General features: G+C 34.3%; 24 protein-coding genes. 6 read left to right on the top strand and 18 right to left on the bottom strand.

Annotated elements, in window-relative coordinates; genetic code table 11:
• Nucleotides 1-11 precede the first annotated feature (11 nt).
• From AP058_RS10910 to AP058_RS10865, 11 genes are all read right to left on the bottom strand, one after another.
• The gene (locus AP058_RS10910; RefSeq protein WP_066310455.1) at nt 12-2,774 is read right to left on the bottom strand and encodes a carboxypeptidase-like regulatory domain-containing protein; all 2,763 of its coding nucleotides are present in this window, start codon (nt 2,772-2,774) and stop codon (nt 12-14) included.
• Nucleotides 2,774-3,532, bottom strand: coding sequence for a hypothetical protein (locus AP058_RS10905; RefSeq protein ID WP_066310453.1), 759 nt, complete (start codon nt 3,530-3,532; stop codon nt 2,774-2,776). The genes AP058_RS10910 and AP058_RS10905 overlap by 1 nt, the downstream gene beginning before the upstream one ends.
• Nucleotides 3,533-3,686: 154 nt before the next feature.
• Nucleotides 3,687-5,828 carry a polyribonucleotide nucleotidyltransferase gene (locus tag AP058_RS10900; protein ID WP_066310451.1) on the bottom strand — a complete coding sequence of 714 codons (2,142 nt, stop codon included), beginning with the start codon at nt 5,826-5,828 and terminating at the stop codon, nt 3,687-3,689.
• A gap of 150 nt (nt 5,829-5,978) precedes the next feature.
• On the bottom strand, nt 5,979-6,245 hold the full coding sequence (gene rpsO, locus AP058_RS10895) for a 30S ribosomal protein S15 (protein WP_066310445.1): 267 nt from the start codon (nt 6,243-6,245) through the stop codon (nt 5,979-5,981).
• A gap of 99 nt (nt 6,246-6,344) precedes the next feature.
• Nucleotides 6,345-7,637, bottom strand: coding sequence for a DASH family cryptochrome (locus AP058_RS10890; protein WP_157492693.1), 1,293 nt, complete (start codon nt 7,635-7,637; stop codon nt 6,345-6,347).
• A 140-nt stretch (nt 7,638-7,777) separates the two neighbouring features.
• Nucleotides 7,778-7,906 carry a DUF2256 domain-containing protein gene (locus AP058_RS16700; RefSeq protein WP_082706653.1) on the bottom strand — a complete coding sequence of 43 codons (129 nt, stop codon included), beginning with the start codon at nt 7,904-7,906 and terminating at the stop codon, nt 7,778-7,780.
• On the bottom strand, nt 7,884-9,389 hold the full coding sequence (locus AP058_RS10885) for a cryptochrome/deoxyribodipyrimidine photo-lyase family protein (RefSeq protein ID WP_066310443.1): 1,506 nt from the start codon (nt 9,387-9,389) through the stop codon (nt 7,884-7,886). The genes AP058_RS16700 and AP058_RS10885 overlap by 23 nt, the downstream gene beginning before the upstream one ends.
• A gap of 3 nt (nt 9,390-9,392) precedes the next feature.
• Entirely contained in the window at nt 9,393-10,031 is a 639-nt protein-coding gene (locus tag AP058_RS10880) for a flavin reductase family protein (protein WP_066310440.1), read from the bottom strand.
• 11 nt (nt 10,032-10,042) lie between these two features.
• Entirely contained in the window at nt 10,043-10,441 is a 399-nt protein-coding gene (locus tag AP058_RS10875; RefSeq protein ID WP_066310438.1) for a DUF2452 domain-containing protein, read from the bottom strand.
• Nucleotides 10,442-10,748: 307 nt separating this feature from the next.
• Nucleotides 10,749-11,735 carry an energy transducer TonB gene (locus tag AP058_RS10870; protein ID WP_066310436.1) on the bottom strand — a complete coding sequence of 329 codons (987 nt, stop codon included), beginning with the start codon at nt 11,733-11,735 and terminating at the stop codon, nt 10,749-10,751.
• Nucleotides 11,736-11,758: 23 nt separating this feature from the next.
• Entirely contained in the window at nt 11,759-12,217 is a 459-nt protein-coding gene (locus tag AP058_RS10865) for a GAF domain-containing protein (protein ID WP_066310434.1), read from the bottom strand.
• A gap of 70 nt (nt 12,218-12,287) precedes the next feature.
• On the opposite strand from AP058_RS10865, the gene xrtF reads away from it, so the two are divergent.
• The 6 genes from xrtF to AP058_RS10835 all read left to right on the top strand — a co-directional run bounded on the left by xrtF (nt 12,288) and on the right by AP058_RS10835 (nt 17,003).
• Nucleotides 12,288-12,818: an exosortase family protein XrtF gene (gene xrtF / locus AP058_RS10860; RefSeq protein ID WP_066310430.1), complete on the top strand. Its 531-nt coding sequence runs from the start codon at nt 12,288-12,290 to the stop codon at nt 12,816-12,818.
• A complete protein-coding gene (locus AP058_RS10855) occupies nt 12,808-13,257 on the top strand; it encodes an exosortase F system-associated protein (RefSeq protein ID WP_066310427.1) in 450 nt (149 codons plus the stop codon). The genes xrtF and AP058_RS10855 overlap by 11 nt, the downstream gene beginning before the upstream one ends.
• Before the next feature lie 43 nt (nt 13,258-13,300).
• Nucleotides 13,301-13,699 carry a hypothetical protein gene (locus tag AP058_RS10850; protein WP_066310424.1) on the top strand — a complete coding sequence of 133 codons (399 nt, stop codon included), beginning with the start codon at nt 13,301-13,303 and terminating at the stop codon, nt 13,697-13,699.
• A 99-nt stretch (nt 13,700-13,798) separates the two neighbouring features.
• Entirely contained in the window at nt 13,799-15,808 is a 2,010-nt protein-coding gene (locus AP058_RS10845) for a TonB-dependent siderophore receptor (protein WP_066310422.1), read from the top strand.
• 38 nt (nt 15,809-15,846) lie between these two features.
• Nucleotides 15,847-16,191 carry a heavy-metal-associated domain-containing protein gene (locus AP058_RS10840; RefSeq protein ID WP_066310420.1) on the top strand — a complete coding sequence of 115 codons (345 nt, stop codon included), beginning with the start codon at nt 15,847-15,849 and terminating at the stop codon, nt 16,189-16,191.
• 131 nt (nt 16,192-16,322) lie between these two features.
• Nucleotides 16,323-17,003, top strand: coding sequence for a DedA family protein (locus tag AP058_RS10835; RefSeq protein ID WP_066310418.1), 681 nt, complete (start codon nt 16,323-16,325; stop codon nt 17,001-17,003).
• Nucleotides 17,004-17,093: 90 nt separating this feature from the next.
• Here AP058_RS10835 and groL read toward each other — a convergent pair whose 3' ends face one another.
• The 7 genes from groL to miaB all read right to left on the bottom strand — a co-directional run bounded on the left by groL (nt 17,094) and on the right by miaB (nt 23,962).
• Entirely contained in the window at nt 17,094-18,722 is a 1,629-nt protein-coding gene (groL, locus tag AP058_RS10830; protein ID WP_066310416.1) for a chaperonin GroEL, read from the bottom strand.
• A gap of 118 nt (nt 18,723-18,840) precedes the next feature.
• A complete protein-coding gene (gene groES, locus AP058_RS10825; protein ID WP_066310414.1) occupies nt 18,841-19,116 on the bottom strand; it encodes a co-chaperone GroES in 276 nt (91 codons plus the stop codon).
• 145 nt (nt 19,117-19,261) lie between these two features.
• The gene (gene secG / locus AP058_RS10820; RefSeq protein WP_066310407.1) at nt 19,262-19,600 is read right to left on the bottom strand and encodes a preprotein translocase subunit SecG; all 339 of its coding nucleotides are present in this window, start codon (nt 19,598-19,600) and stop codon (nt 19,262-19,264) included.
• 3 nt (nt 19,601-19,603) lie between these two features.
• Nucleotides 19,604-20,527 carry a tetratricopeptide repeat protein gene (locus tag AP058_RS10815; RefSeq protein ID WP_066310405.1) on the bottom strand — a complete coding sequence of 308 codons (924 nt, stop codon included), beginning with the start codon at nt 20,525-20,527 and terminating at the stop codon, nt 19,604-19,606.
• A gap of 46 nt (nt 20,528-20,573) precedes the next feature.
• Complete coding sequence (locus AP058_RS10810) at nt 20,574-21,077, bottom strand: LptE family protein (protein ID WP_066310403.1); 504 nt, start codon at nt 21,075-21,077, stop codon at nt 20,574-20,576.
• A gap of 133 nt (nt 21,078-21,210) precedes the next feature.
• Complete coding sequence (locus tag AP058_RS10805; RefSeq protein ID WP_066310400.1) at nt 21,211-22,470, bottom strand: sigma-54-dependent Fis family transcriptional regulator; 1,260 nt, start codon at nt 22,468-22,470, stop codon at nt 21,211-21,213.
• Between the two features lie 46 nt (nt 22,471-22,516).
• Nucleotides 22,517-23,962, bottom strand: coding sequence for a tRNA (N6-isopentenyl adenosine(37)-C2)-methylthiotransferase MiaB (gene miaB / locus AP058_RS10800; RefSeq protein ID WP_066310397.1), 1,446 nt, complete (start codon nt 23,960-23,962; stop codon nt 22,517-22,519).
• Nucleotides 23,963-24,003 lie beyond the last annotated feature (41 nt).

Below are 24,003 nucleotides of genomic sequence, written 5' to 3'. Positions count from 1 at the left end.
TTTTTATGGAATTAAAATTTTAAATTATAAGTTATTGTCGGAATTGGGACAGCGAAAATAGAAGTTTTGTAGGCATGAATTTTTCCTTTTTCAGTGACAAAATATACGTTATACGGATTGTTTCGACCGAGAACATTATAGACAGAAAGATTCCAAAAGCTATGCGCAAGCTTTTTTATTTTATGATTTCCTTCTACGTTTATACCGATATCCAGTCGATAGTAATCGGGAATACGAAATTGGTTTCTATCACTGTATAAAGTGTAGCTGCTACCAGCGAAATTATAGGAACCAATTGGAAACGTAACTGGTCTTCCTGTTTGGTATACAAAATTGCTAGATAAGCTGTATCGTTTAGTGAATTTATAATTTAAAATCGCACTAAAATCATGTGGTTTGTCATAGTTAGAAGGAAAATAATCGCCATTATTGACTTTTTCAGTATCAAATTTACTATCTAATTTAATTAGTGATTTGGAGTAGGTGTAGCTCAACCAACCATTAAAACTCCCTTTTTCTTTCTTAAGTAAAAATTCAATTCCGTACGATTTGCCCTCGCCTTGCAGAAGTTCTGTTTCTATATTTTCATTTAATAGTAATTCGGCACCCACCTTATAATCTAAGATATTCTTTGATTGTTTGTAGTAACCTTCTACACTTAATTCTAACGAATTGTTAGCGATATTTTTAAAGAGACCCAAAGAATATTGATTGGATGATTGTGGCTCTACATTGAAGTCCGAAAGTTTCCAAGAATCCGTTGGAGATTGTGTAGTGTTACTAGAAAGTAAATGAATGTACTGATATGTGCGATCAAAACTTGCCTTTACAGATAAATCTGAAAGTATGAAATAACGTGCTGAAATTCTAGGTTCAAAGCCACCGTAATTTTTTACGACTTCATTGGCTTTGTAAGTTTTTGTTTCGGTAACCGTTAAATCAGATTTTGGAAAATTAGGATCATAGCTGTTTTGAGAAGCAGGCCCCAGCCCTTGATAAAGAGAATAACGCAATCCTAAATCAAGCAAAAAAGAATCATTTACTTTAAAGTTGTCTGTAAAAAACAGTGCAGATTCTAAACCTCTTTCTTGATCTAAAGTAATGTTTTTTATTAGAGATTCAGTACCCGAAGGTTTAACAAAACCTTTGTCTACTTTATATATTTTGCTACTAATTCCATAATTAAGAGTGTGCTTTTGTGTCCACTTGTATTTCATTTTAAAGATAAACTGCGTTTCGTTTATGCCATAACCGTAGTCAAAAGCCTTGTCAATTTGTGAATCGTAATTGATATTGAATTTGTAATCGCTGTTTGTGATGATAACTGATGATCTGCTTTTGGCATTAAAATCATGCTCCCACTTTACAGTTGCGATTTGATTGCTGTATTTGTTGATGGAGTCGGAAGTGATGCGAAATTTATCATGACTGTAATAAAATGAAGTTTCGAAATCATCTTTCAGAGTAAGTTGATGGTTGTATTTAAGTAAAATGTCATAGAAAGAAGCAGAGCTATTATTTAAATCAGCATCTTTTATCGCACTTAAAATCCAATCTGAGTAGCTAGCTCGTCCACCAAATAGCAAACTAGATTTTCCTTTTACAATGGGAACTTCTAAAGTGACATTGCTCATGACTGGACCAATTCCAGCTTCGCCTGCTAATTTTCGTGTATTTCCTTTTTTAGATTCTATATCAAAAACCGAAGAAAGACGACCTCCAAAATGCGCAGGAATGCTTCCTTTATAAATGTCTGCTCGTTTGGTCGTAAACGGATTGACAGCAGAAAAGAAACCTAAAAAATGTGAGGGATTATATAATACAGCGTTGTCTAATAGAAATAAATTCTGATCGTCTTTTCCACCTCTCACATTATAACCAGAAGATCCTTCGCCAGTTGTTTTTATTCCAGGCAAAGTTGTAGCAACCTTGAAAATGTCCCTTTCACCTAAAATTAGAGGTACATTTTTTATATTCTCAATGTCAATAGTAGTGAGTCCAGTAATAGCGGAAGCTACATTCTTTGTTTTTTTGTTCTCAATAATAATTTCTTTAAGCGAATTTACATTTTCAGCTATACTGAAATTGATTTGTCCATTATTGTACAGTACTATTTTTTGAACTTTAGATTGGTGGCTTACGGATTGTGTTTCAATAATGTTGACCCCAGCAGGAATCTTAAAACTATAATATCCATTTGCATCGGTTGTCGTGCTAATTTCTTTTCCTTTTATAAGTAAGGTAATATTGTATTCTGGTTTGCCAGAAACACTATTAGTGACGTAACCAGATAATGTATGAGTTTCAGCAGCGTTAATGTTGGTTTGTTTTCCTAAGGTAATAAGAGAATCTGTTTCTGTTTTACTTTCGGTAAGATATTGTTTATTATAAATAGGAGTAGCTTTAAGTGCTAAGTCACTGTCTCTGGTATCAGGTTGTGGATTTTTGAAATAATCTTCGGTAAGAGAAGTTGATATTAAAATACCATTACTTAAAATAATGCTGTTTGAGGTAATAAAGTAGTTTATAATGGTGCTATTGAAAATGTCATCTAAAATAAACAAAATGGGCTTATTCTCAAAACTACCTGAAATTAGCTCCTTATTAGAAAACCAGTGAGCATTAAAATAAAAGCGAAAATCAGAATTTTCTTCAATTATTTCAATTGCTTTTTGACGTGTAACATTTGAATAGGAAACTGTGACTGTTTTTTCTTGCGAGAACACACAAAAAGGAATAAGAGTGAGGAAGTACAAGAGAAGTTTTTTTTTCATTAGATTTTGGTGCTAGTACTTGGTAGGTTTTGATCAATGAATTGAATTAAGTCTGCTTTAAACTGATCGGCGTTATTTTCTTGTGAAACTTTATTGACACGATAATAGTTTTTTATTTCGCTTTTTAGCAAAGGAAATAGTGTAGTAATTTCTTTTTGTGTGTTTATGGTTTTTAATTCGAAATTGTAAAGAAGTTGATGCGTAGTAGCTTCTTTAAATTCAGTGTAGAGTGTAGTTCCTACTATGGCATCTTTAGCACTTTTAGAGTGTTTGATGTAAAAACTAATAGTTTTCCCTAAATATTTTTCTTCAATAAAACCAGGAAGTACTTTTGATTTAGAAAATGTAGAAGCACTGTTTATAAACTTATGATTGTCTATTAAAAAATAGACCACTTTCTCTGTGATGAGAGTGATACCGAAGGAGTTTGATTTTTCAAAGGACTTAACCAGCTCATCTTTGTAGATATCATATTTTATCATGATATTTTCGTACAATTGATTGTCGTAAAAAACACTTCCAATTATAAAATTTTTATTTAAATAATAATTGTGCTGCTCTTGTTTATAAGTGTACGGATCGATATGGATTTTTCCGTTATTGATTCCCAGAATTTGTGTTCCAACAGATTGGTCAAAATAGCGGTTAATTTCTTTCTTCTCTATGCTTTGACTTTGACAAATGCTCAAATGACCAATTAATAGTAGAGAAAAATTAATTTTTTTTAAAGTAAGAATTTTAGCTTTCAATAGAATCATATGTGTAAGAAAATTCAAATATAATAGTATTGAGTTGATTTTAACAAGTTGAAGATTTAATTTTCAAGGCTTTTACTGGTTTATAACAAAAAATCCCGTTTCAGTTATGAAACGGGATTTCTCTATAAATAAACCTTTAGTAAACTAAGATTGATTACTCTTTTCTTTCCTCACGTGGAGGTCTTGGCATAAGTGCTTTTTTGGACACTTTTTCTTTTCTCGTTTTAGGATCCATACCTAAGTACTTCACTTCAAAAACATCGCCCATGTTCACAACATCAGTAACGTTTTCTGTGCGTTCCCAAGCCAATTCAGATACGTGTAATAAAACTTCGTTTCCTGGAGCTGATGTATATTCTACAACTGCACCAAAATCTAACATTTTAATTACTTTCACTTCATAAGACTCATTCATTTGAGGTTTAAAAGTGATTGACTTAATTTTAGCCAATACCGCTTCGATTCCAGCAGGATCAGTTCCTAAAATTTCAATAACGCCTTCCTCAGTAGTTGGGTCTTCATTGATAACGATTGTTGTTCCAGTTGCTTTTTGTAATTCTTGAATCACTTTTCCACCAGGTCCAATTAATGCACCAATAAATGCATTAGGAATTCTTCTTGTAATAATTTTTGGAGCATATGCCTTAACGTCTTCTTTTGGAGAAGCCAAAGTTTCGATTAATTTTCCAAGGATATGCAAACGACCATCTCTAGCTTGCGCTAAAGCTGCTTCCATAATCTCGTATTTCAATCCATCAATTTTGATGTCCATTTGACAAGCTGTAATTCCTTCAGAAGTTCCAGTTACTTTAAAGTCCATATCTCCCAAATGATCTTCATCACCAAGAATATCAGACAATACAGCATAACGGTCTCCGTCTGAAATCAATCCCATTGCAATTCCAGAAACTGGACGAATTAATTGAATACCAGCATCCATTAAAGATAATGTTCCAGCACAAACTGTTGCCATAGAAGAAGAACCATTAGATTCTAGTACTTCAGAAACGACACGAATTGTATAAGGACAATCAGCAGGAATCATATTTTTTAACGCTCTTTGCGCCAAGTTTCCGTGACCAACTTCTCTTCTTGAAGTTCCTCTTAGAGGACGTGCTTCACCAGTTGAGAATGGAGGGAAATTATAGTGCAAGTAGAATTTTTCTTCTCCTTGTTGTGAAGGTGAATCGATTTGGTTTGCTTCTCTAGAAGTTCCTAAAGTTGCAGTTGCCAAAGCTTGCGTTTCTCCACGTGTAAATAAGGCAGATCCGTGAACCGATGGTAAATAATCTACTTCACACCAGATGTCTCTGATTTCTGTAGTTTTTCTTCCGTCTAAACGAGTTCCTAAATCTAGGGTTACGTTACGAACTGCTTCTTTGTTTGTTTTTTTGAAGTATTTAGATACTAAATCTCCATCTGCTGCTAATTCTTCTTCAGTAAATAAAGCTTTAACTTCTTCTTTTACTTCGTCAAATGCTGCCGTACGTTCTTGTTTAGAAGAACCTTTGCTAGCGATAGCATAAATTTTATCGTAAGATGCTGCTTTTACTTTAGCGTAAATAGCTTCGTCTTCTCTTTCTCCTTCGTACGTACGCACTTCTTTTTTACCAAAAGCAGCTTGCAAACGCAATTGAGCAGCAATTTGGTTTTTGATGTGCTCGTGTGCAAATTTAATTGCTTCTAACATTTCAGCTTCTGAAATTTCTTTCATTTCACCTTCTACCATTGCGATAGAATCCATAGAAGCACCAATCATCATATCGATGTCTGATAAATCTAATTGTGCACGAGATGGGTTGATGATGAATTTTCCATCAACTCTTCCAACTCTAGCTTCAGAAATTAAAGTTTCGAAAGGAATGTCAGATAAAGCAAGTGCTGCCGAAGCTGCTAAACCTGCTAATGCATCTGGCATAACGTCATCGTCATGAGACATTAACTGAATCATAACTTGCACTTCTGCATGATAATCATCTGGGAAAAGCGGACGCAAAACACGGTCAACTAAACGCATAGTTAATACTTCGCTGTCACTTGGTCTAGCTTCTCTTTTGAAGAAACCTCCTGGAAAACGTCCTGCTGCTGCAAACTTTTCGCGATAATCTACCGTTAATGGTAAAAAGTCGATACCTGGGCTCGCTTTTCTTGAAGAAACAACTGTTCCTAAAATAACAGTTTTTCCTATTCTAATTACTACAGATCCATCAGCCTGTTTAGCTAAACGACCTGTCTCGATTGTGATGTTTCTGCCATCACCTAAATCGATACTTTCTACAAATAATTGTGGAATCATAAATTTTTTCTTTTTTGGTTATTAAAAAAATGGGTAACCAGTTGTGTTGTAGTTGCTGCGTGTAGTTAAAATGCAAAACCCAATGAAAAACCAAAACTTTTTTATTATATAAACAAAAAGAGGCACTTGCGCACCTCTTTTTTATATTGATTATTTTCTGATACTCAATACTTTGATAATCTCACGATATCTGTTGATTTCTTTCTTCTTCAAGTAATCCAACAAAGATCTTCTTTTACCTACTAGTAATACTAGTGAACGCTCTGTGTTGTAATCATGACGATTTTTTTTCAAGTGCTCAGTTAAGTGTGTAATTCTGTACGTGAACAATGCGATTTGAGCTTCTGCTTTTCCAGTGTTTTTTGCTTCACCGTGTTGTGCAAAAATCTCTTCTTTTTTTTCCTTAGTTAAATACATTCCAATATTATTTAATGATTATTATGTATGTCGTATCACTTGTTGATAGACGGCTGCAAAAGTACAGTTTTTTTTTAAGTTGACATTTATATTTTTACTTTATTTTAACCATAGTTCTCTAAACTCCATTTTCTTATCGTAATCATTGGCTTGTTTGGCTATATTAAAGTAGCGGTGATCGCGTGCATCATTGCCAACTCCAGCCAAATAAGCCCAATTTCCCCAGTTGCTGCACACATCATAATCAATTAATTGCGATTCAAAATAAGCTGCTCCGTAACGCCAATCCATGTTGAGTTCATTGCAAAAATAACTGGCAACATTTTGTCTGCCTCTATTGCTCATAAAGCCGGTAAGCTTTAGTTCAATCATATTTGCATTGATAAAGTCAGAATCGGTTTGGCCATTGATCCATTGGGTAAGCAATTTTTTATTTAATGATGTCGAATTTGCTTTTTCACTTTTAATTCCAGCATACAAGAAGAATTTTGTTTGGTGCTTCTTAAACATAAACCGGAAGAAATCTCGCCAAAGCAATTCAAAAGTCAACCAATAAGTTGAATCGTTGGTACCAAATTTTTTTTCATATTTTTTGATTTCTTCATAAATGTAGCGCGATGAAATGCAGCCTATTGCGAGCCATGCCGAAAATTTAGACGAATAGTCTGCGCCAATCATGCCGTTTCGCGTTTCCTTGTAGGTAGATAACGATTTTGAGTCAGAGAAATAATGATGAAGTCTTTTAAGCGCTTCGGTTTCTCCTCCTTTATATACCAATACTGCTCTTGAATCTTTTTTTACACTTTTTAAACCTAATTCTTTTACTGTTGGCAGTTCAATCGGTGGCATTTGGGGAGATACAAGTGTTTTCGGTTTCTCAAAAGGTTTTCTAATGGTTGATTCTTTTTCGGTTTGTTTTCTAAAATTGGTAAATAGGTCTGGTATGTTGGTGATCGAAAAAGGCAAATCTTCGGCATGATACAGTGTACTTGTACTGAAGGTTTCAAACTCGCAACGTACTTGAAATAGTTGTTGTTGCACTAATTTTTCAGTTTGTTTTTCTTCGTACGCAACTTCGCGCTTGGCGAAAACTTTGTAAGCCTTGTATTCTTTGACGATTTTTGGGATTTCGACTTCGGGTTTACCTTTTACGACTAACAGTCCTGAGCCTATTGCGCTAAGGTTTTTATCTAAATCCTTTAAAGATTCTATTAAAAATTGCGTTTTATAATTGCCTGTTTTTTTAAAGCCGTATGACGTGTCAGTGTAATGAGCCTCATCAAAACAATAAACACAGATTACTTTCTCACATTGCGCAATAGCTTTGATTAGTGTTTCATTATCTTCTATTCTTAAGTCGGTTTTAAACCAAACTATTCCTGTTTGTATCATAACTTACTTGTATTTTAAAATTAGTAATGGCTTTGTAGGCGATTTGGCAACGATGCGTTTTTATTTCTAGCATTTATTGGATTAAATAGTGAGCTCCTTTAAAAGAAAGCGATGGAGATAAGGAGTGAAATTTGAATTTTTTATTTGTTGCTTCTGCACTTTTCGCTGCAGTATTTGACTTGCTCCCAATTCTTTTCCCATTTTTTGCGCCAAGCGAAGGGCTTTTGGCAGACCAAACAGATTTTGCTAGGTAGGTTTTGTTTTTTTATTCCGCGCATTTCTTAGCTTGTTTGGGTTAGAAACGTGTTTTTGTACGATTCGTTTTCCTTCTTCAATAACTTCCTCTTTTTTTCGAAAACTCCAGACAATATCGCTGGCATATTTTCTGGTTTCTTCAATGTTTACAAGTGGTTTGGGGTAATCTGTCCCAATGATGCAATTGTAAAACTGCTGTTCCATCTCGTTCATCTTCCATGGTTCATGTATTAAATGAGTTGGAATTTCAGCCAGTTCAGGGAGCCATTGCTTGATGAAAACACCTTCTGAATCGTGTTCCTCTGAATTTTTTATGGGATTGTAAATCCTGATCGTATTCACTTCCGTAGTTCCTGATTGCATTTGAATTTGTGGATAATGAATGCCTGGTTCATAATCTAAAAATTGTCGGGCTAAAAAATGAAGTTCCCGCCAATCTTGCCATAAATTAAAAGTGAAAAACGAAACGACCATGGCGCGCATTCTAAAATTCAAATAGCCTGTTTCAGTCAGACAACGCATGCAAGCGTCTACAATAGGAACACCAGTTTTTCCTTCTTGCCAAGCTTTTATATATTTTTCGTTTTTCGGTTTTACCAATAAATTGTAGGCTTTATTTACGTTTTCGAATTCCATTGAACATTCGTCTTCAAATTTTTGCATAAAATGGCAATGCCAATGCAGTCGAGAAACAAAATTTAAAATGGCGCGTTTGTTTTTTGAAGTTTCGTAAAACTGATTGGTGTATTGGTAGACCATTCGCATGCTGATGTTTCCGTATGCTAAATAAGGAGACAAACGACTGCAGCCTCTTCTGCTCAAAGCAGGTTTAGAGATGTGTTTGCTATAATTTACATAACGCTCTTTAACGAAACTGTCCAAATACCGCCAAGCCAGATGTTCACCGCCTTGCTGAAAGTTTTTGTTTGGAGTTGTTATTTCAGATGACAATTCGGCTCCTTTGATGCTTTTATAAAAATTCAGCTCTAATTGAATGGTACTTAATTCCTGTTCTTTTATCATTTTGGGATCGGAACGCATCACATTTTCCCAGCGCTTTTCCCAATGTTGTCGCGATTTTAGTTTTCGAATCACGCCGTGCAACTGAAATTCCTTCCAATCAATATTATTTTCTCGCAAAAATTGCTGCATGGCTATATCGCGATCGAAGGTAATTTTGTTGCCAATTTCCTGATGCGAAAAAACAGTTCGAATGTCATACTGCTCAATTAATGCTAAAAAAACGTCTGTTACTTCCGCATGAAAATAATACAATATAGAATTTGAACTATTCAGTTTCGTTTGTAAATCTTGTATGGATTCATAAACAAATCGCCAATGGCGCACATCGGCATCTGCATAATTCATCACTGAAGGTTCAAAGAAATAAACTAACAATAAAGGCAATCCTGACTGATGCGCATGAAACAGTGCTTCATTGTCAATACAACGTAAGTCGCGTTTAAACCAAACAATATTTACTGCTTTTTTTATCAAAATTTAAAGTATCGATATGATTTCTTTATCGGGTTTTGCATAAGACAACCGATCCAAGCGAGTGGTTGTATGATAACTGTCTAATCCAGAACACGTAATTGTATTAGCCATTTCTAAGTCTAAAAAGCCATCTGCTGCTTGACAATTTTGCAGAATGTAAGCAGCTTTTAATTCACCAATAATTAAAACAGTATTGTTGAGTTCAATATCAATTTTTTGCTTGAATTCCATGGCCAACTGAATGTTACTTTCAGCAACGAAAGGAGCATAAAAATCATTTTTATATTCAGTAGTTAAACCAGTCGCATCAAATTCAGAAAGTTCTCTAGGGTAACGCGCTGCCGTTTGATGTGCTTGCTTGTAAATACCTTCATTGATATGATTGATGGTATAAAAACCAGTAGTCATTAAGTTTTCTAAAGTATGCCTTTCATAAGCTGCAGGTCTCGAAATTAAACCAAACAAAGGCGGATTGCTGCCAAGATGAACCAAAGACGAAAAAACAGCCAAGTTGGTTTGTTGTTGATCATTTTGCGTTCCTACAAGACACACACTTTTAAATCCACCTAAACTATTGATGAAATTGATGCAATGTTGTTTATCCATTGTTTCAATATCTTCCGAAGTAATATATTTTTTCATTGTATGATTTTTTATTTAATGGCGACCCACTTTTTATTGCTGTTCAGTAGAAAGGTTCCGACATGTTCTTTGTTCCATTCTGATGGAGAAATTAATGACAAAAAAGGATTTCCATCGGCGTTATTATACAAATGATAGATCTCCCCAATTACTGGTTCAAATGAAAACTTAGCATTGTAGATGATTTCGTTCCAATGATATTCTTCCATCAGTTTTTGATATTCTACTTTAAGTTCAGCAAATTTACTTTCAAATTCTTTATTCACATTATGCACGCCACGCCCTTTCCAAGCAGCTATATCGTCTACTTTTATTGCTGGCGCACCAACACTTGTCGCATAAGGTAAAAAGCTTGCATTGTATCCTTTCTCATCAGAAAAAACGACATTGTCTGGAACTTCTTTTTTCATTTTAAAGGGTGTTTCTTGATGTTTTTATTTTAAATGGAGATTCGTTTTATATAAATTGGTTATCTATTTGCTTGATTTAAATAAATTAATTTTGTTTAATTATATTTAAATAAAGTTAAACAAAATTATAAATTATAATTGGATTTACAGCAAGAAGTTGCGTTTTAAAAAAGAAGTAATTTTTTAGTCCAGATTTAAAAGCTAATTTTCTTTTTAAAAAATATAAATAAAAAAAGCCAAAAAAATCGGTGAAGATTAATTTGGCTTTCAGTATATATTAATAAACTGCGGTTATTGTTAGTTAGTTTTAATTTTTAAAAGTTAATGGTAATTTCAACTTCGATTCAATTGGAATTCCTCTTAAAATTCCTGGATTCCAAGCACCATATTTTTTTATCGTTTTTATAACTTCGTCATTTAAATCGGGATGTATTCCTTTAAATATTTTTATGTCTTTTATGTTTCCTTCTACATCTACTACAAAAGTTGTCATAATCTTTCCAAAGGCCGTGTTTTTTATTTGACTTGGTACTTTGACATTGTTGGCAATGTAATTATAAAAGCTGTTTCTACCTTTTTTTGGACTTGGTTCAATAAACGCTACAGTATAGGTGTGTTCAATATTTAGTGAGTCAATGCTTTTCCCAGAAATTAATTTTCCTTTTTGATATTCTTCACTATATGTAAATTTTAATTCTTTGTTTTTTCCAGTCCAAGTGCGATTTCGTAAGCCGTTCTCGACGGCTCCATTACGCTTAAATTGATCATTTTCTTCGGAGATTTCTCCGTGTCCATCTTTTACCGTTTGAACACCGGTACTGTCCCAGTATTGATTGGTCTTGTAGGTGTCGAAAACTCTTTTTTCGCTTTTCTCAAGCTCACCTTGCGCCAAATATTCTAATTCTGATTTTTGAATTTGGTTCTCATACCAATTGTATTCTTTTCCTATTTTTTTCCCTTTAAAATAGTTGACAGTAGATTGTTTGGCTCCACTTTCATAATAATAGATAAACTGACCGTCTGCTTGATAACCATCATTATCTAAAAAAGTACCGATCATCTTTTTACTTCCCGATTTATAATAATCCGATACATAATAATGCGCGCTTACTGTAGCGTAGTTTTTAATTACTCTAAAAGACTCTGCTTTCTCTGGATCTGTTGGGGTTTTATCAGCGTCGAAGTAAATTATTTTATTAGGACCATCTGTATAAGCAACGTACGAGTCGTTGCTCTGAGCAAAAGAGCAAATGGAAAAGGAACAAAATAGAACGTGAAAAAGGTATTTTCTCATTAATTTTTTTCGTAAAAATAGTACTACGAAAACAATTTTGCAACTTCTTGATTTACAAATTCTAAAAATTTCTCATCGGCTTCGGTAAATGGATCGATAACGTGACTGTCAATGTCTATTTGCCCAATATTAATTCCGTTTACAAATAACGGTATCACAATTTCAGATTTTACGGTAAAGCTACAAGCAATATAATTGTCTTGAGCTGCTACGTCTGGCACTACAAAATTAGAGTTGCTTTCGGCAACCTGACCACAAATTCCTTTTCCAAACGGAATTACAGTGTGATCAGTTTCTGCTCCTACGTAAGGACCTAAATGAAGTGTTTTGGTATCATGATTGGCAAAATAAAAACCAACCCAATTGTAGTAACTAATATTGTTACTTAAAAGTGCACAAATTGCTAATAACTTCTCGTCTCTCGAAGTTGCGCTATTAGTAGTTAATTCGATAATTTTTGGCTGTAATTCTTTAAATTTCATAACAGTTATTTTTATGTAAAAGTATTTAATGCCATCTGTAAAATTTACATATTTTTGTTAAAAATTTCTTTTGAAAAAATACTTACAGCAATACCGACCGTTTTTAATTTTTCTAGGCAGCTTTTTTTTGACCTATATTATTTTAACCTTTCTATATCAATGTTATTTAGATGGTTTTGATGAAAATACCGCCGACGACATTACTACTTTGGTGAGTAAACAAAGCGAGTGGACATTAAAGTTATTTGGTTACGAGGTATCAATTGCTCCCGTCTTAAATGAATGGTACGTGTATTATCAAAACCAAACAATTGTTAGTATTGTCGAAGGCTGTAATGCGGTTAGCGTTTTTATATTGTTTATTTCATTTATTGTTGCTTTTTCCGGAACGTTTAAAAAGACAGCAGTTTTTATATTGGCAGGAACTACATTTATCTATGCGCTAAATGTTTTTCGAATTGCGGTGCTTACCATATTACTTTACGAATTTCCTCAATACACACATTTTCTTCACGGTGTTTTATTTCCATTAATTATTTACGGAATGGTTTTTATTTTATGGTTTGTATGGATAACCAAATACTCTAAATATGCAGATTAATAAAAAAGGTCTCGTGCTCAAAATTGCAATTGTCACAATATTAGTGGTGGGTTTAGCGATTATCCGTGCTTTTGAAGATTTGCTTTTTTACGATCCATTTTTGAATTATTTCAAAGAGGATTTTAAAAATTCAGATTTTCCCGCTTTTGATGGATTGCATTTGGGTTTTAATATAACCTTGAGGTACGTACTTAATGCGATATTTTCCTTAGGAATAATATATGCAATTTTTAGAGATGAGTCTATTTTAAAATTCAGTACATTTTTGTACATCATTTTTTTTATAATTCTAATTGGTTTTTTCTACGCCATTATATATTTAAAAGGAAGCGAAAGTGCTTGGCTGCTTTTTTATGTACGTCGCTTTTTAATTCAACCTCTTTTTGTTTTGTTATTTGTTCCTGCCTTTTACTATCAATTGCTAAAAGACAAGAAATAATAATTAATTAGGGTGATTGTTCTTTATTTGGTACTTTTGCAGTATGAAACTTAAAAAATGCACCAGCTTGTTTTTAGCTTTTCTCGTACTGATTTCCAGTATTGGGTTTGCTTTAAATGTGCATTTTTGCGGAGATGCTGTTGCTTCTATTTCTTTCAAAAAGAAGCATTATGCTGCACAAGAGAAAAAGTGCTGCGCAGTAAATGAAAAAGACAGTTCTTGCTGTAAAGACACCGTTGTTCATGTCGAAAAAAAGACTCCAAATGCGATCGTAAAAGCTTTTGTTTTTCAAGCCGTAGTACCATTTTTAAGTCCAACTTATTCGGTCGTATCATCAGAGCTAATTTTGGTAAAGCACAACAAAAAAGTTTTAAGTTACTACGTCGATGCTAATGCACCTCCATTATTTAAGCTCTACCATCAATTTATTTTTTACGCCTGATTCTGTATTTAATTTTTCAAACTTTCGTTTGAAGTACATTTAGTATTGTTCTCATTTAGAGCAATAATTAACTCAAATTAAATAATAGAATCATTTATTATGAAAAAAAATATAGCGCTTTTGCTTATGATTTTTCTTTGTATTCCAGTTTTCGCACAAGAAGATTTGAACGAAGTTAAAATTGTAAAAAAGCAAAAAGGAATTAAAAAATCGTATTCCGTAACAGGTAACATCTCTATACTTACGAGTAAAGAATTGGCTAAAGCAGCCTGCTGTAATTTGGCCGAAAGCTTTGAGACCAATCCTTCCATTGATGTTAATTTTTCTGATGCTGTTACTGGAAACAAACAAATAAAAATGTTGGGCTTAACCAGCCCCTATTTAATGATTACCGAAGAAAATATTCCTTCGGTACGTGGTGCTTCGCAAGCGTACGGACTTTCTTTTACGCCCGGAACGTGGGTAGAAAGTATTCAGATAACCAAAGGGGCGGGAAGTGTTATAAATGGGTACGAAAGTATTTCGGGGCAAATTAATACCGAGCTAATAAAGCCCTCAAACGACATTCCGTTTTTCTTAAACGCTTATGGCTCTAGCGATGCGAGAGTGGAATTAAATACTCATTTTTCTAAAAGTTTATCAGATAAATGGGCAACGAGTTTGTTTGTCCATGGGAGCGGTCGCTTTTCTAAAAATGACATGAATGACGACGGATTTTTAGATAATCCAATAGGCAAACAAATTAACGTTTTAAATCGCTATCAGTATACGAACTTAGAAAAAGGGTTGGTCAGTTTTATCAATTTCAGATACATGAATGATATAAAGCAAGGTGGTGAGGTCGATTTTGATACAAATAAAGATAGGGGAACAAAAAATTCTTGGGGATCAGAAATTAATACAGAGCGTTTAGATGTAGCTACAAAAGTCGGCTACGTGTTTCCAGATCAGCCGTATCAAAGTATCGGTTTTCAAAATGCTTTTAATATTCATAATCAAGAGTCCTACTATGGCTTAAATCAGTATGACATCAAGCAAAATAGTTATTACTCAAATTTAATTTTCAATTCGATAATTGACAATACTAAAAATAAGTTCGCTGCCGGTTTAAATTTCACGTATGATAAATACGAAGAATTTGTAAATAGCATTGATTATAGTAGAATTGATAATTCAGTTGGAGCCTTCTTTGAATATACTTATGATAACTCAGATAATTTTAGTTTAGTTTTAGGAGGAAGAGTCGACAATCACAATCGTTTAGGAACTTTTGTAACTCCAAGATTGCATGCGCGGTACAATCCATGGCAAAATTCGGTACTGCGTTTCTCTGCAGGAAGAGGGAAGCGTACTGCTAACATTTTTGCTGAAAATCAGTCGCTTTTTGCATCTTCTAGAGCATTTTCGATTTTAGATACTACGGGCAAAACGTACGGTTTAAATCCTGAAATTGCTTGGAATTACGGTTTGAGTTTCTCTCAGAAATTTCGAATCTTTAATAAAAATTCAGAAGTGGTTTTTGATTTCTACAGAACGGATTTCTCTAACAAAATTGTCGTTGATGTGATGCAAAGTGCGCAACAAGCACTTTTTTACGATTTAAAAGGGAAATCTATGGCCAACAGTTTTCAAGTAGAGTTTAACTTTGAACCCGTTCACCAATTAAATTTAAGAACAGCCTACAAATACTATGATGTTGCAACCGATTATTTATCAGGAAAATTTCAAAATCCAATGCAAGCCAAACATCGTTTCTTTGCTAACGTAGAGTATGAAACTCCAATTACAGATAAGGACCAACAATGGCGAATGGATTTTACTTTCAATCAAATCGGAAAACAACAATTACCAACCACTTCATCTAATCCCATTGCTGAGCAGTTAGGTGATTTTTCAGAAGCTTATTCGTTAATGAATGCGCAAGTTACACGTGTTTTTTCGGATGTTTTTGAAATTTATGTGGGTGGAGAAAACATTGGTAATTACAAACAACCGAAAGCGATTTTAGGAAGCAACGATCCTTTTGGTGCGTATTTTGATGCTTCAATGGTTTACGCTCCAGTTTTCGGACAAATGTATTATGCAGGATTGCGTTTTAAAATAAAATAAATAGTTTAGTAATTTCAAATAATTTAAAAAATAGTAAGATGAGAAATTTAATATTGTTAGTCGTTTTTTTATGTATAAGTTTAACTGCGCAAGCGCAAGAAAAAAAGAATAAAAATTTAAAATACACGACAGAAGTTAATGGAAACTGTGATCAATGTAAAAAAAGAATTGAAAAAGCAGCATACACGGTTCCCGGTGTAAAATCGGCAGATTGGAATATTGAAACGCACCAATTGTATGTAATTTTAAATGAACAAAAAAGCACTTCTTTAGATTTAAAAAAAGCAATTGCTAAGCAAGGTCATGACACTGACGAAGTGAAAGCTACTGCGCAACAATACGACGATTTGCATTCGTGTTGCAAGTATGAAAGAAAAGAATAAATTAGTAAAAAGCTCAAATGAAAATTTGAGCTTTTTTATTAGTTAATTTATGTTTAAAGTAAGGTAATAAATTGGGGGAGAAATTTATTATTGCTATTTTCACGGACTCTTAAATTTAACAACCAAATTGTATGAATAATTTTGACTGGACGCAATTACTAAACCCTGAATTTTACATAACATTTAGTCTCGGGGGTGTTCAAATCGGTTTGTATATTGTTTTATTTATCGTTTTTGCTGAAACTGGTTTATTTGCTGGTTTCTTTTTGCCAGGAGATAGTTTATTGTTTTTGGCGGGTATTTACAGCCGAGCTTTAATGGAAAATGTGGTTGTTATTCCAAGTGATTTTGTGAATGTTTTTGTGCTAGCTTTACTAGTTGCCATTTGCGGTATTTTTGGTAATATGATGGGATATTGGTTTGGTTCTAAAAGTGGCTATTACTTATTTAAGAAAGAGGATACATTTTGGTTTAAGAAAAAATATCTATTGCAATCGAAAGACTTTTTTGAAAAATACGGTGGTAAAGCAATTATCTATGCTCGTTTCTTACCAATTTTCAGAACATTTGCACCAATCGTAGCAGGAATAGTTTCGATGGATAAAAAGAAGTTTATGTACTATAACGTAATGAGTTCTTTTTTGTGGTCGTTCTTGTTAATTTTTGCAGGACATTACTTGTACGGTATTTTTCTTAATTTTGGTATCGATTTGAAACACTATATTGAGTATATTATTATTGTAATTGTTTTGATTTCTACGGTTCCAGTTTTTATCAAGTTATTGAAAAAGCATCCAGTAGATAAAATCTAATTAAAAAACAAACAGACATAAAAAAAATCCGAAGTTATAAACTTCGGATTTTTTTTGTTGAATTAAATGGGTGAACTAACCTTTTTAAGATTACATCATGCCTGGCATACCGCCTCCCATTGGCATTCCGCCAGCATTATCTTCTTTGATGTCAATTAATGCACATTCTGTAGTTAAGATCATTCCAGCGACCGATGCAGCATTTTCTAAAGCTACACGAGTTACTTTTTTAGGATCAATAATTCCGGCTTTTAGCATATCAACATATTCGTCTGTTTTCGCATTGTAACCAAAATCACCTGTACCTTCAGAAACTTTTGCCACAACTACAGAACCTTCAAGTCCCGCATTTTCGACAATTGTTCTTAAAGGAGATTCAATAGCACGTGCTACAATTTGAATTCCAGTTGCTTCGTCAGCGTTTTCTGGTTTAATTGCTCCTAAAGAACTTTTTGCTCTTAAAAGTGCAACACCACCACCCGCTACAATTCCTTCTTCAACAGCAGCGCGAGTTGCGTGCAAAGCATCATCAACGCGATCTTTTTTCTCTTTCATTTCTACTTCAGAAGCAGCACCAACATAAAGAACAGCAACACCACCAGCTAATTTAGCCAAACGTTCTTGCAACTTTTCTTTATCGTAATCAGACGTAGTTGTTTCCATCTGACCTTTAATTTGGTTTACGCGGTTTTTAATCATGTCTGCTTCACCAGCTCCACTTACAAGTGTAGTATTGTCTTTGTTGATTGTTACTCTCTTGGCAGTTCCTAACATTTCAATAGTTGTATTTTCTAGAGTGTGTCCTCTTTCTTCAGAAATTACAGTTCCACCAGTTAAGATTGCGATATCTTCTAACATTGCTTTTCTTCTATCACCAAAACCAGGTGCTTTTACAGCAGCAATTTTAAGCGCTCCTCGCAATTTATTTACTACCAAAGTTGATAAGGCTTCCCCATCAACATCTTCCGCAATAATTAGCAATGGTTTTCCAGATTGTGCTACGGGCTCTAAAACGGGAAGTAATTCTTTTAACGAAGATACTTTTTTGTCGTACAGTAAGATGTATGGAGATTCTAGCTCTACTTCCATTTTCTCTGGATTGGTAACAAAGTAAGGAGAAAGATAGCCTCTGTCAAACTGCATTCCTTCAACTACATCAACAAAAGTGTCTGTTCCTTTAGCTTCTTCAACAGTAATTACGCCTTCTTTACCAACTTTAGCAAAAGCAGTAGCAATCAATTCACCAATAACATCATCGTTATTTGCAGAAATAGAAGCAATTTGTTTGATTTTATCAGAATCACTACCAACTACCTTAGCTTGTTTAGCCAAGTCAGCAACGATTGCTTCAACTGCTTTGTCAATTCCACGTTTTAAATCCATTGGATTTGCTCCAGCAGCAACGTTTTTCAAGCCTTCTTTTACAATTGCTTGCGCTAAAACGGTAGCAGTTGTAGTTCCATCTCCAGCTAAATCGTTTGTTTTTGAAGCTACTTCCTTAACCATTTGAGCACCCATATTTTCTAATGGATCTTTCAATTCAATCTCTTTTGCAACAGAAACACCATCTTTAGTAACAGTTGGTCCACCAAATGATTTCCCGATAATTACATTACGACCTTTTGGTCCCAAAGTAACCTTTACTGCGTTTGCCAATGCATCCACACCGCGCTTTAATCCATCACGTGCTTCAATATCAAATTTTATATCTTTTGCCATTTTATTTAGTTTTCTCCAAAACAGCCCGCTCCGAAAAGGAGGGAGTTGAGGTGGATATTTATTAATGAATATTTTAGTTATTCCAATTTTATCCGTTTAAGGAATGTTGGTAGGAGCTCTAGATTATAGCAAGAATATCATCTTCACGCATAATCAAATAATCTGTTCCTTCATGTTTTAATTCAGTCCCAGCATATTTACCATAAAGTACGCTATCACCAACTTTTACCGTCATAGTATGATCTTTGGTTCCGTTTCCTACTGCAACAACAGTTCCTTTTTGTGGTTTTTCTTTTGCTGTATCTGGAATAAAAATCCCTGACGCAGTTTTAGTCTCAGCTGCAACAGGTTCGATAAGTACGCGATCTGAAAGCGGTTTAATGTTTAAAGTCATGATTTTATATTATTTGTGTTTAATAAATTTTTATACGTGTTTGTAAGTGTTCAGAAATTGTGCCATGCCCATATAACTGCCATTATTGCGTATAAAAAATGCCAGCTTTGACAAGCTGGCATTTAGATATTTTGTTTAAAAAAAATTACTGTGCTGGTGCAGTAGCTGGAGCTTCACTAGCTCGAGCAACTGGTGCCGAAACAGGAGCAGTTGTGCTAGATGACTGGATAATTTTTGATTCAACATCACTTAAATTCCCTGTAAATGCTAAGCTAGAAAGTAAAATTAAAGCAATTAAAATAGTAGCTAATGTCCAAGTACTTTTATCTAAAAAGTCGGTCGTTTTTTGAACACCACCCATCATTTTAGAACCGCCAAGGTTTGAATCTAGACCACCACCTTTAGGGTTTTGAACCATAATTACTACGATCAATAGAAAACAAACTATTGTGATTAAAACTAAAAAAATTGAAAATGTACTCATTGCTTAATTGTTATTGTTATTTTGTTGTAATATCTTAATATCAGAAATTCGGTCTGCAAAGAAACTAATTTTTTCTGGATATTTCAAAATTAATATTTCATATGCTTGAATCGCTTTGGTGTATTTTTTTTGTTCCAAATAAACACGAGCCAAAGTCTCTGTCATTAGGTAAGAATGATCCTCTTTGTTAGTGTCTATTTGAACGCTTGAGACTGGCGCCGATTTTACCGGACTTATTTTAGGATTCGTCTTTATAAACTTATTGATGATCTCGGCTTTCTTTTTCTTTTCTTCTTCTAAAAGATCAATTGTGGGCTCTGGTTCAATTTCGTCAGGCGTAGCAATTACTTCTTGTCTTTCAATCGGTGTTACTCTTGCTAATTGCAACCATTCTTCGAACGAGTGTTTTTCATTTTCAGAGAAATCTAAAGGTTTTCCAAGTTCTAATTTTTCTTCTGTTGTTTTTGGCGTGTCCAAAATAATTCGAGAATCGGCTTCTTTAATAGAAGTCAAAATCGACTTTTCGATTGGATCTACAACAACAGATTCTCTTTCTTGTTCTTCTTTTGTATTGATTGCAATTGCCTCTTCCTCAATTGCTACTTCCCCGACAATATGTTCGCTGTCAACCACACTAATGTCTAAAAGATCTAGTGCTTTTCTTTCGAAATACGCTTTTTGAATGGACGTAAAAGTATCTGAAGTAATAAATTCAAATAAAACAGTTCGATCTGTGGTGTGCGCTGCAGTTACTTTTAATGCAAAATTGTATTTAAAGCTATTGGCAGTATAAAGCCCCTTCAAACGCAAGGCTCTCGCACTTTGAAAATACGGAAATTCGTTTAAAACAGTACCTAAATCGTCCGTGTGTTTTTCGGTTATTTTTTCAGGCTTGTTTAATAAAAACGTATAATCGGTAACATTCATTCCTTGTTGTTTTATTTAATTGAGAAATTACTACTCTATTTTTAAATTACCATTTTGCCAAAGACTCATTAAATATGTCTTGCGTTATGCGTTCAAATATTTCGTCTATCGCAGTATTTAAAGCCGAACCAACCAATTGAGTAGTTGCAGAATAATCATAATAAAACTCAAAGTTTCTTTCAAAATCATCTGCCTCTTTATTTTTGTTGGTAAAACGTACATTCACACGAATGGTCAACCGGTTTTGCGCAGCGCGTTGATCGGCAGTTGCAGTCATCGGCGTAATGCGGTAACTCGTTATCTCCCCTTCATATTTTAAATCGCCACCATTGCTTACCAAACTTAAATTGGTTTGATTTTGAATTAAATCTTGCAAAGCAAGCGTAAATGTTCGGTCAATTCCGGGTTCGATCAAGTCTGCCTGATTTTGAAAAAAGCCGACTTGAAACGTTTTCGCATCAATCTTTCCTGTTCCTGTAAAATTGTAAACCGAGCAGCCACTTAAAGTAAGTAATGAAAATGCTGCTAGTAATGTGTATATTTTTTTCATATTAAATAATGAGAATTCTAATTTTTGAAAGTGCAAATAAAGATTTTATCTAATTTTTATTTCCACTTTTTTTCCAAATATACTGCTTTAAATTATTTTATTAATTTATGATTTAGTCAATGTGTAATTTAATTTACAAATCGAATTGTTTGATTTTGCGATATAAAGTTCGTTCAGAAATTCCTAACTCGTCTGCAGCGGCCTTACGTTTTCCTTTGTTTTTTTCTAATGATTTTTTAATCATTTCGATTTCTTTTTGTTCTAGTTTCAAAATTTCTTCTTCTTCAACTGTTTCGGCAAACAAATAATTGTCTTCGTCGTTGTTTTCAAATTCTTCCTGATGCTGTGGAATTGGCATCATCGCAGTTCCAGGTTGTTCTTCAAAATCTATTTCACTTTCTTTTTCAGTACTGCCGTATATTTTCTGAATCAAATTTTTACTGTTTTCTTTGACCGTTGCACTTCCGTTTTGCATCAGCTCAAGCGTTAGCTTTTTAAGATCATGCAAATCATTTTTCATGTCAAATAAAACTTTGTATAGGATTTCCCGTTCGGTGCTAAAATCACTGTCTTTTTTAGAGTCTTTTACAACCGAAGGTAACGTGCTAGCTTCGGACGGTAAGTACGATAGTAAGGTTTGTGAGTTGATGTCGCGATTGGTTTCTAAGACCGAAATTTGTTCGGCTACGTTTCTCAACTGACGGATATTTCCGTTCCATCTAAATTTTTGCAAAATGGCTACAGCATTGTCATCCAGCCTTAGAGGTGGCATTTTATATTTATGTGCAAAATCAGATACAAATTTGCGAAACAACAAGTGAATATCTTCTTTTCGTTCGCGCAAAGGAGGTAACATAATTTCAACGGTGCTCAAGCGATAATACAAATCCTCGCGGAATTTACCTTTTTCAATAGCATTGAATAAATTAACGTTCGTTGCAGCTACAATGCGGACATTGGTTTTTTGTACTTGCGAAGAACCTACTTTTATAAATTCACCATTTTCTAAAACCCGCAATAAACGTACTTGTGTAGTTAGTGGCAGTTCCCCAACTTCATCTAAAAAAATAGTTCCACCATCGGCAACTTCAAAATAACCTTCACGCGTGCCCGTTGCACCTGTAAAAGCACCTTTTTCGTGACCGAATAATTCACTGTCAATTGTTCCTTCAGGAATGGCACCACAGTTTACGGCAATGTACTTACCATGTTTGCGGTGTGAAAGCGAATGAATTATTTTTGGAAGACTTTCTTTTCCGACACCACTTTCTCCAGTAACCATAACCGATATGTCGGTAGGAGCAACCTGAATGGCTTTTTCTATCGCGCGATTGAGCTTCGGGTCATTCCCAATAATCTCAAATCGTTGTTTTATAGCTTGAACTGTTTCCATATTTTTGATCTGTGGTAACTTATTTTAATTTTCGCTCAAATAAATTTTAGTTCATTTCTGAGTAGCCAATCGCTTCACCTCTTAAAGTAGCGCTGGTGCAATTGGTAATTTTCACATTTACAAAATCACCAATCTTATACTGCTCTTTAGGGAAAACAACCGTAATACTTTGAGAATTTCTTCCAGAAAACTCTTCAGTCGATTTTTTTGAAATTTTCTCTACTAAAACTTCCACTGTTTGACCTATAAATTCTTGTGAACGCTGCAATGCGTGCACTTGTTGCTGGTCTACAATTTCTTGCAAACGTCTTGCTTTAGTAGCTTCAGGAACATCATCATCCATTTTTCTACCCGCCATAGTTCCAGGTCGCTCAGAATACGAATACATATAACCGTAATTGTATTTTACGTACTCCATTAATTCCAATGTATCTTTATGGTCATCCTCCGTTTCCGTTGGAAAACCAGAAATCATATCTTGCGTAATCGCTGCTTCTGGTATAATTTTGCGAATACTATCTATTAACGACATGTATTCTTCGCGGGTATGCAAACGATTCATTTCTTTCAAAATTCTATTGCTACCGGATTGAACCGGCAAGTGAATGTGTTTGCAAATATTTGGATATTTTGCAATAATATGCAATACACTTTCGTGCATATCCTGCGGATTTGAAGTCGAAAAACGAATGCGCATTTTAGGAAAAGTTACTGCAACATTCTCTAATAGTTGGTCAAAATTAACTGCAGTTGCTTGTTGCATTTCGGTGGCCGTGCTGAAATCTTTTTTCAAGCCGCCACCATACCATAAATAGCTATCAACATTTTGTCCCAATAACGTAATTTCTTTAAATCCTCTATCCCACAAATCCTGAATTTCTTTTAAAATACTTTGCGGTTCACGACTGCGTTCGCGGCCTCTCGTAAAAGGAACTACGCAAAACGTGCACATGTTGTCGCAACCTCGTGTTATCGAAACAAAAGCGGTAATGCCATTGCTCATTAAACGAACAGGCGAAATATCACCATACGTTTCATCTTTTGATAAAATCACATTAATGGCATCACGACCTTCTTCAACTTCCGACAATAAATTAGGTAGGTCTTTGTATGCATCAGGTCCAACAACCAAATCAACTATTTTTTCTTCTTCCAAAAACTGACTTTTCAAACGCTCCGCCATACAGCCCAAAACGCCAACCTTCATTTTTGGATTAATGCGTTTGACGGCGTTATATTTTTCTAAACGCTTGCGAATAGTCTGTTCGGCTTTGTCTCGAATCGAACAAGTATTTATTAAAACCAAATCTGCTTCTTCTAGGACAGAAGTCGTGTTATAACCGCTATCTGATAGAATCGAAGCTACAATTTCACTGTCCGAAAAATTCATCGCACAGCCGTAACTCTCTATAAAAAGCTTCTTGCTATTCTCAATTTTATGTTCTAAAACAAGATTGTCACCTTGTTTGCCTTCTTCAATAATCTTTTCCATAAGCACTTTCAAAAGTGTATTTTAATACGAGTGCAAATGTA

It is taken from the genome of Flavobacterium sp. TAB 87 (assembly GCF_001529295.1).
In the GTDB taxonomy this organism is placed as follows: Bacteria; Bacteroidota; Bacteroidia; order Flavobacteriales; family Flavobacteriaceae; genus Flavobacterium.
This window is presented reverse-complemented; position numbering and strand designations above follow the sequence as displayed.

Coding starts and splice junctions, on each gene's coding strand:
- AP058_RS10910 (WP_066310455.1), bottom strand. CDS start 2,774: ATGAAAAAAAAACTTCTCTTGTACTTCCTCACTCTTATTCCTTTTTGT.
- AP058_RS10905 (WP_066310453.1), bottom strand. CDS start 3,532: ATGATTCTATTGAAAGCTAAAATTCTTACTTTAAAAAAAATTAATTTT.
- AP058_RS10900 (WP_066310451.1), bottom strand. CDS start 5,828: ATGATTCCACAATTATTTGTAGAAAGTATCGATTTAGGTGATGGCAGA.
- rpsO (WP_066310445.1), bottom strand. CDS start 6,245: ATGTATTTAACTAAGGAAAAAAAAGAAGAGATTTTTGCACAACACGGT.
- AP058_RS10890 (WP_157492693.1), bottom strand. CDS start 7,637: ATGATACAAACAGGAATAGTTTGGTTTAAAACCGACTTAAGAATAGAA.
- AP058_RS10880 (WP_066310440.1), bottom strand. CDS start 10,031: ATGAAAAAATATATTACTTCGGAAGATATTGAAACAATGGATAAACAA.
- AP058_RS10875 (WP_066310438.1), bottom strand. CDS start 10,441: ATGAAAAAAGAAGTTCCAGACAATGTCGTTTTTTCTGATGAGAAAGGA.
- AP058_RS10870 (WP_066310436.1), bottom strand. CDS start 11,735: ATGAGAAAATACCTTTTTCACGTTCTATTTTGTTCCTTTTCCATTTGC.
- AP058_RS10865 (WP_066310434.1), bottom strand. CDS start 12,217: ATGAAATTTAAAGAATTACAGCCAAAAATTATCGAATTAACTACTAAT.
- AP058_RS10855 (WP_066310427.1), top strand. CDS start 12,808: ATGCAGATTAATAAAAAAGGTCTCGTGCTCAAAATTGCAATTGTCACA.
- AP058_RS10850 (WP_066310424.1), top strand. CDS start 13,301: ATGAAACTTAAAAAATGCACCAGCTTGTTTTTAGCTTTTCTCGTACTG.
- AP058_RS10845 (WP_066310422.1), top strand. CDS start 13,799: ATGAAAAAAAATATAGCGCTTTTGCTTATGATTTTTCTTTGTATTCCA.
- AP058_RS10840 (WP_066310420.1), top strand. CDS start 15,847: ATGAGAAATTTAATATTGTTAGTCGTTTTTTTATGTATAAGTTTAACT.
- AP058_RS10835 (WP_066310418.1), top strand. CDS start 16,323: ATGAATAATTTTGACTGGACGCAATTACTAAACCCTGAATTTTACATA.
- groL (WP_066310416.1), bottom strand. CDS start 18,722: ATGGCAAAAGATATAAAATTTGATATTGAAGCACGTGATGGATTAAAG.
- groES (WP_066310414.1), bottom strand. CDS start 19,116: ATGACTTTAAACATTAAACCGCTTTCAGATCGCGTACTTATCGAACCT.
- secG (WP_066310407.1), bottom strand. CDS start 19,600: ATGAGTACATTTTCAATTTTTTTAGTTTTAATCACAATAGTTTGTTTT.
- AP058_RS10815 (WP_066310405.1), bottom strand. CDS start 20,527: ATGAATGTTACCGATTATACGTTTTTATTAAACAAGCCTGAAAAAATA.
- AP058_RS10810 (WP_066310403.1), bottom strand. CDS start 21,077: ATGAAAAAAATATACACATTACTAGCAGCATTTTCATTACTTACTTTA.
- AP058_RS10805 (WP_066310400.1), bottom strand. CDS start 22,470: ATGGAAACAGTTCAAGCTATAAAACAACGATTTGAGATTATTGGGAAT.
- miaB (WP_066310397.1), bottom strand. CDS start 23,962: ATGGAAAAGATTATTGAAGAAGGCAAACAAGGTGACAATCTTGTTTTA.